Source organism: Spirosoma luteolum, from assembly GCF_054778875.1.
The window spans coordinates 18,956-35,628 of record NZ_BAAGZE010000017.1 but is presented as its reverse complement, the minus strand read 5'-3'; the positions used below and the strand labels follow the sequence as shown (position 1 = coordinate 35,628).

Here is a 16,673-nt window from a genome sequence, read left to right as displayed (position 1 = left end):
CTACTTAAGCGTGATAGTAAGATCGGTGGCCATGCCCTGGGCTTCGATCAGCAGCCGGTGCTGACCGGGCGCCAGCCCCGACAGATCGACCCGGGCCATACCCCCGGTTAGCTCGAGGGCGAGGGCGGGTCGGTAGTCGATGTAAACCCGTATGGGCAGGCCATTGGGCGCCAGCTGTCCGAGCGTTTCGGTAATGGGTCCGATCTGCACCACCCGACTGGCAGCATCGATCCAGACCGGCAGGCCGTTGATGCTGGTGGGAAAATCGAGCACCAGCTGGTTGCTGCGGGCACTGCCAAAGACCGATGCACTCAGACGAAGCCGCCCACTCCAGCCCGGGTTTTCGAGCGCCACTTCGGCCACCCCGCGCAGGGTGTAGCCCGATACCTGGCGAAGGGTACCGTCGGGGTCTTCGCACCGGAATTTCACCAGCGTACCGTCCGATACAACGTTTCGGTTCCGGTCGGTCAGTACCGAGGTGCGCACCCGAAAAACCTGCCGCTGGTCGGCAATAGGGGTGAAAGCGGCCGTCTGAATAGTAAAGTCGAGGGGGAAGTCGGGCACTTCGAGCAGTTCTTTCTCCTTGCCCGCAACGCCCTCAACGGTTATGCCAACCATGGTTTTGCCGGCTTTGGTCTGGGCCGTAATGCGCTGATAGGCGACCAGGTGTCGGGTTTCGGTACTGATCCGCTGGCGCGAATCGTTGGGTCGAAGCATATCGATCAGCACGGGGGTGTGATCGGCTACCGGATTGAGCAGCCGGTCGGCCGGGATGGCCGTCAGCATCGACCAGTAGCGGGGCGAGGCCACGATGGCTTTGGAACCCAGGTACAGATCGAGGGGCGGGGCGGTGGGCAGGGGCACGAGCCGGATGGCGTGGCTGGCCAGCAGCCGGCCCTGGTGCCAGATGCGCAGCGAAGCCACCCCCGATCGCTGGGTCCAGGCCGCCGGCAGCCTGAGCCATTGCCCGGCGGGGCTGGCAATGGTGGGTTCGAGCAGGCGGGGGCCCCAGGCCGTTTGCCAGACCAGGCTCAGCGGTCGGCCGGGCGTGAGGTGATCGGCGCGTAGCCAGATGCGGAGTGGCTGCCCCACCACCAGCGAGTCGGGGGCCGTCAGGCTTACCCGAACGCCCGTATCGCGCCGGGAAGGGGCTGAGCAGGTGGCCAGCAGCGTCAGCACCAGCAGGCAGTAGCAGCTGAGTCGCATCATTCCCCAAGGTAACTGTTCACAACCAGCCACACAAAGCCCCCCGGCATGGCCACGAGGTCGGGGCGACTGGTGTTGGTGTAGGGTGGACGAAACGTTTCCTGGGGCAGGCCATTGACAAAAAACTGGGCCGATGTACCGGCCTGTACGGTCTGGATCTGACGCTGATCGGGCAGCGGAACGGCAAAGTTCAGTTTGTGCTGAGGCCGGATACCTTCGGGCATGAAGGCGTGGTCGACCCAGACCAGGCGCTGCTGCGCATTGTAGGTAGCCGTAATGATTTGTGGGACACTTACTTCGGACGTGCCCTGGTTGATGATCTGCCCCTTTACCTGGTGTATATTCGGGATCGAAATGGCCTGAATAGACGCGTCGCGGTACAGATCGTGATCGGCCACGACCGCCCGGCCAAAGACCTTAAACGTAACCGGGCGTTGTTCGAACCGGAAGGCAGTGAACTCGTTGGGGTTGAATTTGTCGGGGCTTTTATCGTCTTCCCGAACCCAGGCCGTTTCTTCGAAATCGATCCGAAAGGGTACAATCTCCTTGGGCATCACCTTGTGGGGGGTGGTGTACTTGGCATTATAGCTGACCAGCTTGCGCTTGAACCGGTCGAACAGCTGGGCCTCCAGGGTAACGTGGGCGGGCACGTAATCGATGTTCTGCACCTCGCCCACCACCGAGTAGCGTCCTTTGTACCGCACCAGACTGGCCGACAGAATATACAGTTCGGGCCGATCCATAACGTCTTCGTGCAGGGTCGTGGCGGTGGTAATGGTGCGTTTGCCCTGGTTGCGGGTGCCCGTAATGCCTTTGATCAGATACTGATCGGGGCTGGTAGCGGCCGAGGGCGGGGTCGGCAGAATCCACCACCGGTTGTCGTGCCGAATTAGTTCGTGGCGCGTTTCGACCCGGTAATCGTCGAGGGGGGTAACGTAGTGCTGGGTGACGAGGGTTTTGACCCGATCGGCCCCGATGCGCTCCAGAATTTTTACCTCCAGCGAATCGAGTTTGCTGTACGAAGCCACCAGGCCATCCCGCACCGACAGCTGCAGAATATACTCGTCGAAACTGATGATGGGTTCGTAAAGGCTGTGGGCTTCGCGGAAGTATTTGAAGTCGAGGGCATTGTAGTAGGCGCGCAGGGTCGACTCGGGCGTTTTCTGGGGGTAGAGCGTCGTATTCTTGAACCAGACAAAAAGCAGCAGCCCCAGCATGGCCACAATCCAGACGATCCAGGCGGTCATTTTGCTGGGCAGCAGCCGGGCCAGCCGCCGGATGTGCGGGTGTACCTGGCGGACGGGTTCCTGTAGCCGCCGAATACGCTCGGCGGTTTGCTGGGCAACAAAGTCGGGCGCCGGAAAAATCGACAGCCGGCACCAGAACGTGGTATACACCCAGGTCAGAATCATCACCACCAGGGCCGAAACGGGCAGAATACCCCACATCAGTTTCTGGTAGCGGGGCATGTCTTTGCTGGGCAGAAACGAAGGCAGCGGGGGTACATCGTGTTTCTGCCAGACATTGATCCCGTTTTCGAGCCGGCCAACCCGTTCCCAGCCGGCGAAATAAAGCATGGGATCGTAAAATTTGTCGTTCGAAAAGATAAACTTCAGGTGGTACTTTTCGGGAATGGTCAGGAACTGCTGGAGCGAGCCGATGCCCTGTATGCCCTTGAATTTGGCGTTTTCGAGCCGTTCGATGGGCGTAACCGTCAACTCGATCACGCGCCGGGCCGAGTGGTAATTGCCGTCGATGGAGAGGGCCGATGTCTGGGCCGACAGCCACGCCATCTGATCGCCGAAACCGAGGGTCAGAAACCGCCACCGGCTGTGCATGTCGCGGTCCAGAAAATTCAGAATGGGCGTTACGGCCACGGTGGTGGGCTGCAGGGGTCTTATTCGGCCCAGGTTAACGATCAGGACGGTGACGAGGCCCACCATGCCGATAAGCGAGCCCGTCAGCAGCCAGTAGCGCAGTCGATGCCCCCTGGCCAGCAGCGTCTGCTTCCAGTCGCCGGCCAGCAGCCGCTGAAACAGTTCGCCCACAAATGGAATGGCCAGCACCGACGCCCAGAAGGTGAACCGGTCGAGCGTCAGGATATCGAACGCATTGTTGCCCAGCAGCTTACGCGGAATGGGTGTGGTGCCGCCCGTGCCCAGCAGCAGCAGCAGCGAAAACGACAGCGCCAGAAAAATGGTGCGCCTGACAAACAGCCGCCGAAATACGTAGGGCAGCAGAAAGAGGGTGGTGCCGAGCGGAATCAGAAAGAACATCAGACCCGACGAGGGCACGTTGATAAACGAATCGCGTGAGCCGTGGGGGATGGGTACCTGCGTGATGGGATCGGTTTTCGACCAGTACCAGTAGGGGAAAATAATGGTGATCATCAGCACCCCCACGCCACCGCCCACCAGCACCAGGTACTTGAGCCGTTTGAACACCACGCCGATCAGCCGCACCAGCACCGCCAGCAGATTCCCTTTGGTTCCCACCTCATCGAGCAGGGCAATGCCCATCACGGGCGCAATGAAGAACACCATGCCGAAGAGGGTGGTGACGTGGTGCGAGGCCACCGTTACGCCCAGCAGCGACAGGGCGCGGGCCAGGCGGGGCCACTGCAGGGTGCGCACGAAATAATAAATTTCGGGCAGCACATTGGTCAGGCAGGCAATGCCGCAGAGCGTTGGCAGCTGTCCATAGATATGAATCGTTTGCACAATGCTCGACGCAAATACGGCAAACAAACTGGCGAAGCCCGCAGCCTGCTCCGACACCCACAGCCGTGAAAACCGGTAAATACCCGTAACGAAGCCGCAAACGGCCGTCATGGCCACCATGGCAAACCCGAATTTGAGCCCCCCGATCAGCGACCAGAGCGCAATAAGCTGATGGGCCAGGGGCGGGTAGCTCGTCAGCGGGAAGCCGGTGTACCAGCGGTATTCCCAGGGTTCAAACCACGACCGTACGTAGTGATCGGCGAAGAAAATATGCACGAAGGCGTCATACGTCCCGTCCAGCGTGGCAAACAACGCCGAACCGTGGAAGCAGAGCACCAGCAGCAAAGCAATTGTCAGTAACGTTCGGGAATTCGCCATTCAGGGGATCGTACCAGTCGCAGGAGTTAGTGGCCAGCTGGGGTATGCACAAAAATAGTGCTACGTCGGGCCCGGCACACGCCCACCCGCCCAAAATCTGCAGCCCGGCGACATACCAAAGCCGTCCGCTCACATACCGGACCCGGGCCAAAAGCGTCGGATGGCAGGATAATTGCCATCCGAGTGGATCAGGGGGGGCATTGCGCCGGCATACGGATGAGCGCCCGCCCCGCCTGAATGACCACCACACACACCTGTCCCTATATAAAAACGGCCTCAATGTTTACCATCATGCTACTGGAAGCTGACCCGGCCCGCGCCCACCTGTTTCGGGAGCGGTTTTCTGCGCTGGGGCAGATCCGGACCTATACACGGCTGGCCTACGCAACCAACCGACTCCGCCAGGGCGAAGCCATCGATCTGATCGTGGTGCGTCAGGAGCCGGGTCTGGCGGCATTTCTGGCCGAGACCCTGACCGAACGATCGGCCCGGCAGACGGCTACCATTGTGCTACAGCCCATCGAAAACCCTGAACTGAACCGACAGGGGCGGGGCGAACCCATTATCGACTGGCTGCCCAACAATTACGACCACGAGTTACTGCTGAAGCGCATCGATTATTTCCGGCAGAAACGGGCTTACGCGCCCCCGGAGCCCGAATCGCGCGATAAGCAGTCGTTTCGCATACCGGTCTGGAAACGGGCGTTCGATATTGCGTTTTCGGTGCTGCTGCTGCTGCTGACAGCGCCCGTGCTGTTGCTGACGGCCCTGCTGATCTGGCTCGACTCCCGCGGTCCCATATTCTACCGCTCCAAACGGGTGGGTATGGGCTACCGGGTTTTCGACATGTACAAGTTCAGAACCATGCGGGTGGGGGCCGACCGGCTGATCAAAACCATGGCTACCGAGAACAATATGTATGGCTCGACCGAGCCCGTTCCGCCCATGGACTCGATCTGCGAAACCTGCGAACTGTTGGGTACCCCCTGTCAGCGCCCCCTGTTTCAGGATGGGATGCAGGTCTGTGAACTGCGCATTCAGAAAGCCCGCAGCGGCCAGGCGCGGTTTGTGAAAATTCAGGAAGACCCCCGCGTAACGAGACTGGGCCACTGGCTCCGCAACCTGAGCATCGACGAGCTGCCCCAGCTGTTCAATATCCTGATCGGCGATATGTCGGTGGTGGGCAACCGGCCGCTACCGCTCTACGAAGCCGAGAAGCTGACCATGGCCAATGCGGTGCAGCGATTTGCGGCACCGGGTGGGCTTACGGGCCTCTGGCAGGTGAGCAAACGGGGGCATGCCGATGTGGCCGATGCCGAACGCATCGAGCTCGATGTGCGGTATGCCCAGACCTTTTCGCTTAAAACAGATCTGAAAATCCTGCTCCGAACCTTCGGCGCGCTTATCCAGAAGGCCAACGTGTAGGCAGGCCGCTCATCAGCCAACAGGTACGAAACTTATGCGCATTGGAATAGAAGCACAACGGCTCTTCAGAACCCACAAACACGGAATGGATGTGGTGGCGCTGGAGCTCATCCGGGCCCTGCAGCAACTCGATACCGTCAACGACTATTTTGTGTTCGTACGGCCCGATGTCGACTCGGCCTGTCTGCAGCTCGGCGCCAATTTCACGCTGGTGCCCATCACTGGCCTGAACTACATTCACTGGGAGCAGGTGGCTCTGCCGCGCTGCATTCGCCAGTACCAACTCGATGTGCTGCACTGTACGGCCAGTACGGCGCCCTGGTTCACAACGGTTCCGCTGGTGCTGACTTTACACGATGTGCTGTTTCTGAACCGGCATACGGGTATCAACACCGCTACCCTCTACCAGCGGCTGGGCAACCGCTACCGCTCGTGGCTGGTGCCCCGGCTGGCCGAACGCTGTGGCCGGGTGCTAACCGTGTCGGCCTATGCCGGGCGGGAGATTCGGCGCGAACTCAGACGGCCCGAACTGCCCCTGGAAGTGCTTCATAACGGGGTCAGCAAGCGGTTCCAGCCCAGCACCGACCCCGACACCCGGGCGCGCATCCGGCAGCGCTACGCCCTGCCCGCCCGGTACCTTTTCTTTCTGGGCAGTGCCGACCCGCGAAAAAACCTGCGTGGGGTGCTGAAAGCCTTTGCCGCTTACGCCCAGACCGATCCGGACTGTCAGCTGATTGTCAGTGGCGAGGTGCCGCCCATGCTGGCCCAGCTGGTTACGCCGGCCGAACGGGCGGTCCTCGACCGGCGCTGCCGGTTCGTGGGCTACATTGCCGATGCCGATCTGCCGGGAGTGTATTCGCTGGCCGAAACGTTTCTGTTTCCGTCGATCAGCGAAGGGTTTGGCCTGCCGGTGCTCGAAGCCATGGGCTGTGGTACGCCCGTGATCACGAGTGCCGCCACTGCGATGCCCGAAGTAGCCGGTAATGCAGCCCTGCTGGTCGATCCCCTCGATCAGGCGTCGATCGTGGCCGCACTCCAGCGCCTGCGGCTCGATGCCGACCTGCGGCAGCAGCTGATCGGGCGCGGGTTCGACCGGGCCCGGCAGTTTACGTGGGAGCGGGCCGCCCGGCAGCTGCTGGCGGTGTATGGCGCCTACGATACGCAAACCCGCACGCCATCGGATCTGGATCCCATACCGGCGTCATTCTGAGGGCGGTACCCATCGGCTGGGGTGCAGTCTGGCACCCGATTTGCACCTGGCTGGCTATGCCCTCATCCGACCATGCACTTACGTACACGCCTGTCTGAACACGCGCGCTGGAAAAAACTGGCGCATTACCTGCTCATACCCAAAGGCCTGGCCCGACCCCGGCGCTGGGTTAGCTGGTTTGTCAATCCACTCGTGCATAAACGCGGGGCCCGCACCCGGATCGGGCGCTCGGTGCGGCTCGATGTGCTGCCGTTCAGGCAGTTTGCGCTCGGCGCCGGCTCATCGATCGAAGATTTCAGCGTGGTCAACAATGGGGTGGGTGATGTGCTTATCGGCACGCAGACACGCGTAGGCATCGGCAACGTACTGATCGGACCGTTGCGGATCGGTAATCAGGTAATTACGGCCCAGCACGTTGTTATGTCGGGCCTCAACCACGGCTACGAAGATATCCATACTCCGATCGATGATCAGCCCGTATCGAAACGCCTGATCGTGATCGACGACGAGTGCTGGATTGGGGCCAATGTGGTGGTGACGGCGGGTGTACATATTGGCCGGCATGCCGTGGTGGCGGCCGGTAGCGTGGTCACCAAAAACGTACCGCCCTATTCGGTGGTAGCTGGTAACCCCGCCCGGGTAATCAAACAATATAGCCACCGCCTGCAGCGCTGGGAGCGCGTCAGGCCGGTTTCGCCCGTACCTGCTCGATTAGTTGAGTGAGCTGCCGGATGTGGTCAGGGCGTCGGCCGGCTTCCGCTACCTGGCGTCGGCTGTCGCCCAGGGTAGGATCTGTTTCGGCCAGTGCTTCCTCGATTGCCCGGCAGAACGCTGCGGGCGAATCGCCGGGGTAAGCCAGTCCCGTCGGCAGGTACGTGTCAACACCGGGTGTGCAGACCACCGGCAGACCGACCGACAGATAGGGGTAGAGCTGCTCGGGAAAAGGCAGTGCCGCCGGATCGGTTTCGAGCAGCGGCACCAGCCCCGCCTGCAGTTTCTGCAGGAGTCGGGGCAGATGGGCCTGGGGCTGATCGCCGGCAATGCACACGTTGGGCAGTGTACGCAGGCTGTGCAGCCGCCACTGGTCGGCAATGGGGCCAATCAGCACAAACACTACGTGGGGCAGCTGGCGGGCGCAGTAGACCAGTAGGTCGTAATCGAGCCGCCGATCAATCGCCCCCAGGTAGCCCACGGTTGGCGTCGACGGGTCGGTTGCTGAACGTCGTAGATGCACGTCCGGCCAGCCCGCCAGAAAGTCCCGGCTCAGGCCTGGTCTGGTCAATATAGTCTGAGGTTGCCAGGTCTGCGCAAACCTGAGCCAGGCCACCGTAGGTACGACCACGGCGCGGGCCCGTGTCAGTAGCCGGGCCATTGGCTCCGAAGGGGCAGGGGGTACGGCCCCCGCCACTGTATCGACCCAGTACAGCAGGGCCATATCGGGCCATCGCTCCAACAGGGGCAGTACCCGATCGGGTTGGGCATTCGTGAGCACGATCGGCCGATCGAAGCCCAGTTGCCGGCATGCCCGGTCGATGGCGCGCTGTTGGCGGTGCCGAACCCAGCGCTGTAGCCATCCGCTGCCGGTGCCAACCATGGACGGGATCACCAGGTGATGGATTTCCGCCCCCGAAGCGGTCTGCCGGGTACGCAGGCCTGGCTGCCCCGCAGCCGACGACTGCCAAAGCCGATCGGCCCAGCCAACGAGCGGGTCTACATACAGGATGCGGTACTGAAGAGCCAGTTCAGCGAGCAGCGGACTAAGCGACGTAGCCTGTTCGGTATCCCAGCTGGTCTGGCCCAGGCAAACAATATCAGGACGCGGGTTCATGCGGTGTATGCTGGTTGCCGATGGGGCCGGCAACCAGCCGACTGGCGCCGGAAGCCGACGCGCAGTTTGAAGGGCTGGCCCGCACCGCCGGACTTGTCTAACTGGTAATCAGTTGGATAAGCAATAAGTTTAGGCGACTGTGTAACCGGTTGGGATTAGCGTTCCGACCGATGGGGTACGGGCGGGATCATATACGACCGACGCTCTTCGACCCAGCGCAGCAGTGCGTTGAGTTTGGCAATCACTTCGAGCGGGTTGAAGGGCTTGATGATAAAATCGTCGGCCCCCATGTTGATGCAGTCGATTTTGGTAAACGTATCATCCTGACCCGACAAAACCACGATAGGCACGTGCCGGTAGTGGGCACTCAGCCGGATCATGCTGATAAAGTCCTTCCCATCCATGCCGGGCATATTCAGGTCGGTCAGAATAATATCGGGTTCGTTACCGGCTTCGAGCCAAGCCATCGCTTCAACACCATCGATACAGCCGGTGATGTCGAAATTCGCTTTCAGCGTATGATGGATAATCTTGCGGATGTACAGATCGTCGTCAACGTGCAAAATGTGGTGGCGCTGGTTCATTTCAGAACGTTGTTATATGTAATCAATGGTAGCGTAGAACTTACAGGTATGTAAGGATTGGTAACCTTTGTGCAAAAAGCGTGCATAACTTCTGCCAGCCTTTACAAATGTGCGACAGCAGTGACCCATGCGGCCCCTTAACCGGCACGAATCAGCCAGAAAAGAGGTGTTCTCGATCTGTTTTTGCCGTTTTCTGACCTGTTCCGCCACGACAATTTTTCCCATCCTGACTCGCCAGCTGGTCTGGAGTCCGTCTATTTTCTGGAGAAAATGCATCGATCGTAGACGCACATACGTCAGCCGATTAGCTCATAAATTTCTGATTAACAGCTGATCAGGTCGTGTTTTTGCTATATGAACAAGCGTGATCGTTTCGCACTGCGTGCTATGAGGGTCCTGCCAACCGGCCAGACTGATGTGTGCTGGCCCGCCTGTTTTGCGGATATCAGAACCCTGTACAACAAAACCGCTGACCAGGCCTGAAAAAAAGCACACGACGGTAGAAATTATGCCTTTGACTAGAAAATCAAATAAATTATTTATTTACTAAATCGTTTATTTGTTAACTATTCATAAATTTGGTTCTACACCAGTTTCGGCAGGGTTTTTGGTAGTAAAAAACCGGTTGGCTGATTCCCCTGTACGTTGATCTGAACTTTTCAGAAAAACATTTGGGAACCACCGCCAGCCAGCCGAATCGCCTAAAACACTACATGCCATGATCTGGAAACTATACAAAATCGTCACAACACTGTTTTTCCGCAATCTTGTTTCGATACTCCTGCACGGAACCGAGTCGCAGGAGTCCCTGCTGTTGCAAACCAAGATGGTTCGGCTACGTCATATCATCGAAACCATTCGCGCGTACTCGAACCTGCATCCGGTTTTCGCCCGTACCACGTTTGGCACTCTGAATGATTACCTGGAGCAGCGTTTGTCGGCCCAGGAGCTGACATTGCTTACCGAACATGTACCCTTGTTGCCCAACGGGGTCAATGCGCGTGTCAACCATTCGCTCTCGTAATCGAACGATACTACTCCTTTTTTCAACGGCGGTTCCAGTAAGTGGAACCGCCGTTTTTGGTTGGGGCAGCGGGTGGGGCAGGTCAGGCAAAAAGGCTTGGTCGCCGGAAACCACTGGTAGGGTGCCAGCTGGCATCGCGCCGGCGCAGCGCCTGAACAATCAGAATGGTTTGTTCGGCCAGTCGGCCCTGCTCTTCGATCGAAGCCTGTTCGTAGTCGGCCTGACGGCCGGGCTCCCATTCGATGAGTTCGGTTTTGGCGTCGTAGATGCCGACCGGTGTGCGGTAGGGGTTGGCCGCCAGCGTCTGCAAAACGGTTTGGGCCTCGGCGTGGGTGCTGCAGCCCAGGTGATAGTACTGGTCGCGAAGCAGGTAGAGAACAGAAAATCGGTTCATATAACAGGAGCTGGTCGTAACCGGCTGTTTAGTTGGTCGTTGTGTCTTGCGTATGGAATCGGTGGATACCGATGGGCGGCTGCGGAGCGTGTGGGGTAGTAGCGTCGGTGGCGCGCTGCACGTCGTGTTGCAGGGTGCGCACCTGCTCGTTGAGCCGGCCAATCAGCTGCTGCAGGCTGTCGAGTTGAGCCTGTACCTGCGCCAGCGATTCGCCGGTGGCTGCTGCTACCTGTGTCTGCGTAGTCGATACGGGGGGGAGCCAGTTGCCGCCGAAAGGCGTGCTCAGCCGGGTAAGGGCTTCAAAAATGCTCGTCCGTTTGGAAACGAAAGTGATCAGGTCCGCCGAAACCCCAGGGGCCGGGCGGTTTGCTGTATGACTTAGTTGATTCGTCGTTTTCATGGTTTGTTCATTAATCGGAAGTCGCCCGATAGCGAGCGGCTGTTCCGGTCTGACCCCGCCAACCGATGGGTTTTTACCATCGATTGCAGGCCTGCTGCGAGGTCCCAATCAGTGCAGGTATCTGATAATCAAACACTCCTGAAAAATCGAAAGTTTAATCGTTTAAACCCAATCGGCCTGAAATGGGCTATTTTCTACGGATGCTCCCGTATTGTTCCTTGAATAGTACCAATAAAATACTATATTTAGAATTTTTCTGAGAGTTTTTGGCTAGATCAGGGTGCTTTTGAAACAAAATTCTGTTTAAACGTTTAAATAAACAGTTGTGTTTTTCTAGGTTTGTGCCCGCATGATGAAGAAGACATCCCTCAAGGATATTGCGCAGGTAGTGGGGGTATCGACGGCGCTGGTGTCGTACGTACTGAACAACCAGAAAGAAGGCCGGATCGGTAAGGAAGTGGCCCGCCGGATTCGGGCGGTTGCGCAGGAACTGAACTACCGGCCCAATCAGATTGCCCGAAGCCTGAAAACAAGCAAGACCTTTACGCTGGGCCTGATCGTGGCCGATATTGCCAACCCCTTCTCGTCGGCCTTAGCCCGCTACGTAGAAGATGCCGCCGACCGCGACCAGTATACCGTTATTCTGGGTAGTTCCGACGAAAATCCGCAGCGGAGTGCCAAACTCATTACGACGCTGCTCAACCGGCAGGTCGATGGGCTGCTGATTGTACCCACTGAGGGTATGGAAGCCCAGCTGGCCGAGCTGCAGCGGCAACAGGTGCCGTTTGTGCTGATCGACCGCTATTTTCCCGAACTGCCCACCAGCTACGTGGCGCTCGATAACTACCAGGCACTTTATCAGGCCGTCGAACACCTGAAGGAGGCCGGATACAACCGCATCGGTCTGGTCACGCTGGAGTCGGCGCTGATGCCCATTCGGGAGCGGAGCCGGGGTTACCAGGCGGCCCTCTCGGCCTACGGTCTGCCCATGCGCCGAAGCTGGTTAAAAACGGTTCGGCGGGCCTCGCTCGATGCCGATGTCGCCAAAGCGGTGCAGGCGCTGACTGGCGGACGTTATCCGGTCGATGCGCTGATTTTTACAACCAATACGCTTACCCTGGCGGGCTTGCGGGCCATCAAAGCCCGGGGCATCATGGTGCCTTCTGAGCTGGGCGTGGTGGGTTTCGACGAAACCGACGCTTACGATTTGTTTTATGCTCCGCCCACCTACATCCGGCAGCCTATTGCGGCCATGGGCCAACTGGCTACCCGACTGCTGCTCGACGCCCTGAACGCCGGTCGGCCGGTCGCTCAGATCAACCTTCAGGCCTCGCTCGTTATACAGGCGTCGACGCCCGGGCGTCGACCGCTCGCTGATCAGAACACTACCCCGGCCGCTGGAACTGTAAAGGCCTGACGCACCCGCCCCCGCGACTCCGTCGGATGGGCGGAACCGCGGGGGCGGGTGAAACGGGTTGCCGGCTAGGCTACTGAAAGGCCAGCTTCAGGCGGGCAGCCGCCAGGTTCTGGGCCTGAGCGGCTTCGGGTACGATGGCGTACATCCCGAAAAATTCGTGCGTTACCCCCGTATATAACTGGTAGGTTACCGGCACCCCGGAGGCCTGTAGTTTGTCGGCCAGCTGTTTGCCCTCCGATTGCAGCGGATCGATTTCAGCCCCGATAATGGTCACCGGCGGTAATCCCGACAGATTGGCTACGTCGACGAGCGAGATCAGGGGTGAGTCGCCGTCGGCCATAGTCCGGAAATAGTTACTCACAAAGTACTCTACCAGCGGCTTGTTGAGGGGCATCGCGTTGGCATACTGAACGTAGGAGGGCGTAGTCAGATCGTTGTTGGCCACCGGAAACACCGACAGGATGTGCACGGGCAGCGCCAGTCCCCGGTCGCGGGCCAGCATACTTACCGCCACAGCCATGTTGCCACCGGCACTTTCGCCCGCCACCGCCACCTTGGCGGGATTTCCCCCGATACTGGCCGCGTTTTGTTTTACCCAGGCATAAGCCGCGTAGGCATCTTCGTGGGCCGTCGGAAACTTGTTCTCGGGGGCCAGCCGATAATCAACAGACACCACAATGGCTCCCGTATTCTGGGCCAGGGCCAGGGTTGAATATTCATACACATCCGGACTGGCAATGACCCAGCCGCCACCGTGGTAATACACAATGACGGGCGCCGACGCCGACACCGCGTTTGGCTTGTAGATAACGGCCCGGATGGGCGTGCCGCCCGCGCCCGGTATTAGCTGCTCGGTTTTGGTAACTTCGAATTTGGGCGGGGGTACCTGGTAGCGGTCGAGCAAAGCATTCACGGCGTCTTTAAACGAGGGATGCTGCCGGGCCTGCTGCGGGCTCAGCGTGTTGAGCGGCACTGGGTTCTGCCGACCCAGTTCTTCGATAACCGCCAGCATCTGGGGGGTAATGGTTGGCGCGTAGGCGGGACGGGGGCTCGTCGACTGAATTTGTTGCCCGGCCTGTGGGATCCGGTGATCCTGACAGGCCCCGGCGAGAAACAGGGTGCCCAGGAGGGTGGCTGCCAGCCAGGGACCGGGCCGTTTGGTGGCTGTACGTACGTGTTGCATGGTTGTTGAGTATCTGATATACCCTATAAGCCAACTAGATAATTATGGGTTGTGGAAAGTGAGGCCACGCACCTACTTACGAGCCAATGGGCCCGGATTGACCGTTCCCTCAGGTCCTGGTCGGCGGGTGGGCCCAAACACCGGGGGGGCACAAACGGTAGTATGTGTTCTGACCTGACTTCCATGATGACTGAGCGGCCCCCGCTGTCGATACTCTGGTTCAAGCGCGATCTGCGCCTGCGCGACCATGCCCCCCTGACGGCGGCCGTGGCGGCCTGCCGCGCCGGTACCCCGTTGCTGCTGCTCTACTGCTTCGAACCCGAGCTGGTGGCAAACCCCAATTACGACGAGCGGCACTGGCGTTTCGTGGTCGAGTCGCTGGCTGATCTGAATGAGCAGCTCGGCGGTTTTGTGCTACCGGCGTCCGATGCCCGCCCGCCCCGCCCTGAACCCGAGTGGCTGCCCTTTACGTTCGACGACGACGAACCGGTTCAGCCGGGGGCCCCGCAGCCCATGGGGCCGCAGCAGGTATGGGTGTTTCATCGGGAGGTGGTGGCGGTGCTCACAGCCCTGCAGGCCAGCTATACGATCCGGACAATCTACAGCCACGAAGAAACCGGCCTTCGCATCACCTACGATCGCGACCGGGCGGTGGCCCGCTTCTGCCGGACGCAGGGGATTGCGTGGCGGGAATTTCAGAACAACGGCGTGATTCGGGGCCTTGCCGACCGCGACGACTGGGTAAACCGCTGGCAACAGACCATGCGTGCGCCCCAGCAACACCCCGATTGGGCCGACTGGCACCCGGCCCCCCTCGACACCGACTGGTTTGCGCAGGAGCTGGGCGCGGCCCTGCCGGTTGCCTGGCAGCAGCCCGATGCGCAAAAGCAGCCGGGGGGCGAGGAGAAAGCACACCGCTACCTGGCTTCGTTCCTGAACGACCGCGTGGCCCACTACAGCAGCAGTATATCCAAACCGCTGGCCAGTCGGCGGGGATGCAGCCGGCTGTCGCCTTATCTGGCGTGGGGTTGTCTGAGTATCCGGCAGGTGTTCCAGGCTCAACTGGCACAGCGTGAGCTGGGCTACCACCGGGGCGCTCTGGCTGCGTTTGCCTCCCGGCTGCGGTGGCACTGTCACTTCATCCAGAAATTCGAAATGGAAGACCGGATGGAGTTCGAGAACGTGAACCGGGCCTTCGATAGCCTGCCCAAACGCAGCAGTCCCGAATCCTACAACGCCTGGGCAACGGGGCAAACGGGCTTTCCGCTGGTCGATGCCTGCATGCGGTGCCTGATCCAGACGGGCTATATCAACTTCAGAATGCGGGCCATGCTCACGTCCTTTCTGACGCACCACCTGTTTCAGGACTGGCGGGCGGGTGGTCTTCACCTGGCCCGGCTTTTCACTGATTTCGAGCCGGGCATTCACTACGCCCAGATTCAGATGCAGGCCGGCATGACCGGTACCAATACCATTCGCGTCTATAATCCGGTGAAGCAGTCGCAGGAGCACGACCCCGACGGTTTGTTTATCCGGCAATGGGTGCCTGAGCTGGCTGCCTGCCCGCTGGCGTACCTGCACGAGCCCTGGCGAATGCCGCAGCTGGAGCAGCTGATGACTGGCTTTCGGGTGGGTGAGACGTATCCGATGCCCATTGTCGATCTGGCCGAAACCAGCCGACTGGCCCATCGGCTCCTGCGCGAGCCCCGGCAAACCGAACTGGGGCAGGCCGAGCAGGCCCGTATCCTGAATCAGCACACCATTCCGATGCCCCGCCGACCCCGCCAGTCAGGCCCGCGCCGAAAAGCCGGTCAGTAGAAATAAAGCTGGGTGGGTATTTCGGCATCGCTGAGCCGGTCGCGGAGCCACCGCCGGGCGGCCGCTTCGTTGGGGGCATTCAGCTGCCGCAGCCGGATGGCACCAAAGAGCTGGACCCGGCCGTCGATGGCTTTGGCAAAAATGTCGCAGTCGTCGACCAGGGGGCAGGCACTGATTACCGACCGGATGTGCGCCGGATACACGTTGATCCCTGCAATGGAAACCGCCTGGTCGAGCCGCCCCAGCACCCGAAACTGTCGGGGCGAAAGCCGTTCGATCCGGTCGGGAAGGAGTACGTCAGTTCCGTTGCGGCTAACGGCCGGGGCGTCGCCCGGGCCCAGATCGAGGTAGGGGAAAAGCGTGAACGGAGCCGTGGGCTGCTGCCGGTAGGCCAGTCCACCCGTATCCGATGAGCCGTAAATTTCGGTCAGCGTAAGGCCCGATTGCTGCAACTGCGTAAAAAGCGCGGCTGGCAGGGGGGCCGTTGAGCAAACACCGGCGCAGGCCACCGGTTGCCGCTGCAGCACCGATCGGTACAGGTACTCCCACGTGAAGGGGGTACCAACGATGAGCGTGTCGCTGGTGATACCCGCCGGGCCCAGCTCGGTCAGCTGCCGAACCGGACAAGCCCAGTGGGCGGGCAGCAGTACGGTAAACAAAAAGCCGTAGATATGATTCGCCGGCACGGTCGTCAGCACCTGCGCCGGGCGCGGCAGCAGAGTAGCCAGAAAAGAAACTTCGGTTTCGAGGTCGGCCAGTTTATGCCGGATGGGCCGCGACTGGCCGGTGCTGCCCGAGGTTCGGAATGTCAGATACGTATTGTCCTGGGCGCGGGCGCGCCGGATGCAGTCGATCCAGTGGTCGAGGTCGGGGCTGGCAAGCAGGTAGTTGGCCGCGTCGGTATGAAAAATTCCGAAAAATTCGTTCAGCTGTGCCGCCAGCTCCATCCGCTGAATAGACGTCAGGCCCAGGTCGAGTCCCAGATCGAGACGGCCGGGGGGAATAGGGCTGGCCGGAGGGGATTGCCCGAGCCGGCCGGCCATATCCAGCATGATCCGCCTGATGCTATCGCTTGTCCAGACCATG

14 protein-coding genes are annotated in these 16,673 nt (G+C 60.1%); 6 read left to right on the top strand and 8 right to left on the bottom strand.

The annotated features are described in order from the left end of the window. Together ACYVAC_RS16425 and ACYVAC_RS16420 are read right to left on the bottom strand one after the other, a co-directional pair. Positions 1-1,209 (bottom strand): hypothetical protein, encoded by a 1,209-nt coding sequence (locus ACYVAC_RS16425; RefSeq protein ID WP_461098839.1) that lies wholly within the window; start codon positions 1,207-1,209, stop codon positions 1-3. After that, complete coding sequence (locus ACYVAC_RS16420; RefSeq protein ID WP_461098838.1) at positions 1,206-4,304, bottom strand: hypothetical protein; 3,099 nt, start codon at positions 4,302-4,304, stop codon at positions 1,206-1,208. The genes ACYVAC_RS16425 and ACYVAC_RS16420 overlap by 4 nt, the downstream gene beginning before the upstream one ends. Before the next feature lie 291 nt (positions 4,305-4,595). Here ACYVAC_RS16420 and ACYVAC_RS16415 point away from each other — a divergent pair, with 291 nt between their 5' ends. From ACYVAC_RS16415 to ACYVAC_RS16405, 3 genes are all read left to right on the top strand, one after another. Next, the gene (locus ACYVAC_RS16415; RefSeq protein ID WP_461098837.1) at positions 4,596-5,729 is read left to right on the top strand and encodes a sugar transferase; all 1,134 of its coding nucleotides are present in this window, start codon (positions 4,596-4,598) and stop codon (positions 5,727-5,729) included. Positions 5,730-5,763: 34 nt separating this feature from the next. Further along, entirely contained in the window at positions 5,764-6,939 is a 1,176-nt protein-coding gene (locus ACYVAC_RS16410) for a glycosyltransferase family 4 protein (RefSeq protein ID WP_461098836.1), read from the top strand. A gap of 72 nt (positions 6,940-7,011) precedes the next feature. Further along, the gene (locus ACYVAC_RS16405; protein WP_461098835.1) at positions 7,012-7,662 is read left to right on the top strand and encodes an acyltransferase; all 651 of its coding nucleotides are present in this window, start codon (positions 7,012-7,014) and stop codon (positions 7,660-7,662) included. Here ACYVAC_RS16405 and ACYVAC_RS16400 read toward each other — a convergent pair. Together ACYVAC_RS16400 and ACYVAC_RS16395 are read right to left on the bottom strand one after the other, a co-directional pair. After that, a complete protein-coding gene (locus ACYVAC_RS16400; RefSeq protein WP_461098834.1) occupies positions 7,622-8,767 on the bottom strand; it encodes a glycosyltransferase in 1,146 nt (381 codons plus the stop codon). The genes ACYVAC_RS16405 and ACYVAC_RS16400 overlap by 41 nt on opposite strands. Positions 8,768-8,922: 155 nt before the next feature. Beyond that, the gene (locus ACYVAC_RS16395; RefSeq protein WP_461098833.1) at positions 8,923-9,351 is read right to left on the bottom strand and encodes a response regulator transcription factor; all 429 of its coding nucleotides are present in this window, start codon (positions 9,349-9,351) and stop codon (positions 8,923-8,925) included. 718 nt (positions 9,352-10,069) lie between these two features. On the opposite strand from ACYVAC_RS16395, the gene ACYVAC_RS16390 reads away from it, so the two are divergent. Continuing rightward, complete coding sequence (locus tag ACYVAC_RS16390; protein ID WP_461098832.1) at positions 10,070-10,375, top strand: hypothetical protein; 306 nt, start codon at positions 10,070-10,072, stop codon at positions 10,373-10,375. 82 nt (positions 10,376-10,457) lie between these two features. Here the strand turns inward: ACYVAC_RS16390 and ACYVAC_RS16385 are convergent, their stop codons facing one another. Both ACYVAC_RS16385 and ACYVAC_RS16380 read right to left on the bottom strand, forming a co-directional pair. Then, positions 10,458-10,769, bottom strand: coding sequence for a hypothetical protein (locus ACYVAC_RS16385; RefSeq protein ID WP_461098831.1), 312 nt, complete (start codon positions 10,767-10,769; stop codon positions 10,458-10,460). 28 nt (positions 10,770-10,797) lie between these two features. Further along, a complete protein-coding gene (locus ACYVAC_RS16380) occupies positions 10,798-11,169 on the bottom strand; it encodes a hypothetical protein (RefSeq protein WP_461098830.1) in 372 nt (123 codons plus the stop codon). Between the two features lie 349 nt (positions 11,170-11,518). On the opposite strand from ACYVAC_RS16380, the gene ACYVAC_RS16375 reads away from it, so the two are divergent. Continuing rightward, positions 11,519-12,586 carry a LacI family DNA-binding transcriptional regulator gene (locus ACYVAC_RS16375; RefSeq protein ID WP_461098829.1) on the top strand — a complete coding sequence of 356 codons (1,068 nt, stop codon included), beginning with the start codon at positions 11,519-11,521 and terminating at the stop codon, positions 12,584-12,586. A 70-nt stretch (positions 12,587-12,656) separates the two neighbouring features. On the opposite strand, the gene ACYVAC_RS16370 is transcribed toward ACYVAC_RS16375, so the two are convergent. Continuing rightward, positions 12,657-13,769 carry an alpha/beta hydrolase gene (locus ACYVAC_RS16370; protein WP_461098828.1) on the bottom strand — a complete coding sequence of 371 codons (1,113 nt, stop codon included), beginning with the start codon at positions 13,767-13,769 and terminating at the stop codon, positions 12,657-12,659. A 186-nt stretch (positions 13,770-13,955) separates the two neighbouring features. Between ACYVAC_RS16370 and ACYVAC_RS16365 the strand changes: the two genes are divergently transcribed. Beyond that, complete coding sequence (locus tag ACYVAC_RS16365) at positions 13,956-15,587, top strand: cryptochrome/deoxyribodipyrimidine photo-lyase family protein (protein ID WP_461098866.1); 1,632 nt, start codon at positions 13,956-13,958, stop codon at positions 15,585-15,587. On the opposite strand, the gene ACYVAC_RS16360 is transcribed toward ACYVAC_RS16365, so the two are convergent. Next, complete coding sequence (locus ACYVAC_RS16360) at positions 15,581-16,672, bottom strand: acyl-CoA synthetase family protein (protein ID WP_461098827.1); 1,092 nt, start codon at positions 16,670-16,672, stop codon at positions 15,581-15,583. The two genes, ACYVAC_RS16365 and ACYVAC_RS16360, sit on opposite strands and share 7 nt — an antisense overlap. Position 16,673 lies beyond the last annotated feature (1 nt).